This is a genomic window from Chamaesiphon polymorphus CCALA 037 (assembly GCF_003003845.1).
Taxonomy (GTDB): Bacteria; Cyanobacteriota; Cyanobacteriia; order Cyanobacteriales; family Chamaesiphonaceae; genus Chamaesiphon; species Chamaesiphon polymorphus.
The window spans coordinates 1-2,854 of the sequence record NZ_PVWO01000629.1; the positions used below are offsets into that span (position 1 = coordinate 1).

General features: G+C 46.5%; 3 protein-coding genes and 1 tRNA gene. 1 reads left to right on the plus strand and 3 read right to left on the minus strand.

Features of this window, described 5'->3' with window-relative positions; genetic code table 11:
- Nucleotides 1–153: 153 nt before the first annotated feature.
- Nucleotides 154–909 (minus strand): Tic22 family protein, encoded by a 756-nt coding sequence (locus C7B77_RS27440; RefSeq protein ID WP_106312525.1) that lies wholly within the window; start codon nucleotides 907–909, stop codon nucleotides 154–156.
- Nucleotides 910–1,195: 286 nt separating this feature from the next.
- Nucleotides 1,196–1,267 (minus strand) — tRNA-Asn (locus C7B77_RS27445).
- Between the two features lie 259 nt (nucleotides 1,268–1,526).
- Here C7B77_RS27445 and C7B77_RS27450 point away from each other — a divergent pair.
- Nucleotides 1,527–1,820, plus strand: a complete 294-nt coding sequence (locus C7B77_RS27450; protein ID WP_146138559.1) for a hypothetical protein — start codon at nucleotides 1,527–1,529, stop codon at nucleotides 1,818–1,820.
- 106 nt (nucleotides 1,821–1,926) lie between these two features.
- On the opposite strand, the gene C7B77_RS27455 is transcribed toward C7B77_RS27450, so the two are convergent.
- A complete protein-coding gene (locus tag C7B77_RS27455; protein WP_106312531.1) occupies nucleotides 1,927–2,619 on the minus strand; it encodes an LmeA family phospholipid-binding protein in 693 nt (230 codons plus the stop codon).
- Between the last annotated feature and the right edge of the window lie 235 nt (nucleotides 2,620–2,854).

Below are 2,854 nucleotides of genomic sequence, written 5' to 3' on the forward strand. Positions count from 1 at the left end.
GGTAATGGGTAATGGGTAATGGGTAATGGGTAATGGGTAATGGGTAATGGGTAATGGGTAATGGGTGGAACAGCGTTCCACAAAACCTAAAACCTAAAACCTAAAACTAAAGCCTAAAGCCTAAAACCTAAAGCCTAAAGCCTATTCCCTTCATCAAGGCTTAGGCTTAGTTGTAGCAGGTTTAGTCTGAGCCGCGCGTAATTTGCGAATGCTTTCGACACTTTCCGCAGATGGCACGAATACTAGTTGCTGTTGGGCGGGATAATTTTTGGTCTGAAAGTCTTCCAACACGACATGCAGAAAATTAACCTTAATTTCTGCCTTAGCGACTAATTTAGGATCTTTTTTTCGCACGCGCTCCAACCACTGTTGCGCTTGCTGTTTGCCAAAAAACAGTGGCGTCAAATTGTTCTCTTGTACCGTTACATATTTATCTTGCTGCTTGATTGCAATCATAAATAATGGTACTGGGTACAAAGCATTAGCTTGAAACGGCTTTTTGAGCAGTTGTGCGTTCTTGAGTTGTTGCTCTGTCGGGAAAAATACAAAGCTGACACCAGGAGATTTCTTTTGCATCTCTGACTGGATCTTGTAGATCTCACTGAGCGGCACGATCGTAATTTGCGCTACTTTGCTCTGCTGCGGCTGCTCTTTTCTGAGCTTCTTTAAAAGAGCGGCGGCATCTTTTAATTCCATGAATACTGGCGTAATCGTGCGAGTCGCTCCCCCACTTTTGATGCTCTGCTGGAGAAAGTTGCCCGTACCATTAGTGATCGTGAATACTGGCACCTTCTGAAGTTTTTCAATGATTTGCGCTTCGGGCAGTGCGCGTGCGGGTTGGGGTGCAATCGCCATCGGTGCAAGCATTGCACCCACGATCGCGATCGGAAGAATTAACGATTTAAACATTGTGTGGTACTAAAAGATGGCTAGTATGGGAGATACTGTCCGGGTGTCTGTTGGCGATCGAAGATGTCGATCCTCGGCGGGTTGGCTCGTGTTGCGCTCCCAACCTGGGGCTTGAAGGATAGATTGTCGCTGAGGACTCAATAATTTTAACCTAAAGCGATCGTCGCTAAGAAGTTCGGACTATGTGCCGATTGGATTGGTTCCCGCTCGAAAGTTTGTATAACAATAGAGAGACTAACTTTAAATGTAGTCTCTCTATAAGCTTATTGGTGGTTTATCTTGTCTACTCCCCGGGCAAGGCTCGAACTTGCGACCAATCGATTAACAGTCGATCGCTCTACCACTGAGCTACCGAGGATTATGTTTTATGTGTTCTTTCACACTTTTAATATAATATCACCATAGTTTGAAATTTGGCAAGTAGGTTTTGAAACTTTTTTTCGATCGCTGGGGAGCGGGGAGCGGGGAGTTGGGAGTTGGGAGTTGGGAGTCAAGTGTGTTGTTAGATTCAGAAATAGCAAATCGTACCTCAGATCGGCTATGAGCTTTCCTGAGTACCACAGCGGATGAAATAGCTGCTAATCTAGACTTGACGGTATTTTTCGAGCATGAGAGTTATGGATTTAGCTGTCGCGGTAATTTGCTGCAATTGCGCGCTAGCGATCGTCATTTTGGCGATCGCGGTATGGGTGATGCGGTTTCGCAGACAACTAATTGCATTGACTAAGTGGTGCGAACGGTGGGAACGAGACTGCAATCTCGGCTTAGAGAACGCACCAGCCTCGATCGCCAACAGCCGCCTTCAAATCGAAAATCTCTCCCAACTCTATCGACAACAATTGCAAACCGTCGATCGCATCCAGTCTTTTAGAGCATTTTTAAGTATCCTCAGAGCTGTAGTTCGACGGTAGGAGACGAGGGTAATGGGAGACGGGGTGACATCACCCATCACCCATTACCCATTACCCATTACTCATCCACTCATCCACCCATCCACCCATCCACCCCTCTACCCCTCTAGGGATTGACTCGAATCCGTCCCCGACAAACAAGGGCACCGCTTATCAGCTCTAGTTGAGTAATATCGACATCATCGCCGAGATCGATTTGATGGCTCTGGATCTGGCTGCCAGGAAGATCGAGCGCGCAGGTAATCTTCAGCGGATCGAGATCGAGAATATGTCCGTCGCGAATCTGAATGCCCATGACGATCTCGATCGGTGCCATTTGGCCTTCAGTCATGAGATTTCCTTGTAAAATTAAAGTATGGGGAACTATCTGGAGATGCACCCAATCGATCTGCCAGTGAGGAGGTTGTGTCTTTGCTGCTAAGATTTGGGCGAGGAGATCGGTAATTGCTTGAGATAGTAGTGGTGCCGCTAGAGAATCCTGTAAATTGGCTTCACTAAATTTAACATCAGCCATCACCGCGATCGGTTCTAACAGGCGTAAGGCTTGACCTTTGAGTACTTGGGGCAGATTAATCCGAATATTCTCCGCGAGCAGATCGATCGATCCCAACGATAAACCCTGATAGATCGCGCCTACCGCCACCACCGATACCTGGGGGATCGTACCGCCCAAAATTTGCCGACTACCGCCTTCGATCTCAACTTGGATGTCATCTACATGCGATACTTGCGATCGCAACCAGACCCGACAGGCAGGTGAGAGTATGGAGCCAACGATGCCTCTAGTTTGATTTGTCAATTTCGCTAGATCTTCTGTGTAATATTTCTGAAAAAGAGTCTACATGTAAATAGTCGCTCGTTTCTAGTGAATAATATCAGTAAACCGGAGACCGCTAAATGTAGATCGTTAGATATTACCTAGTAGATTCCAATCCCGATCGCATCATTCTGAAGCTATAGATCGCGACGATTACCTCAAACCCAACTCCCTACTGTATGCACAAGTCTGTTGAAGTTACTGCATAGTCTGTGTT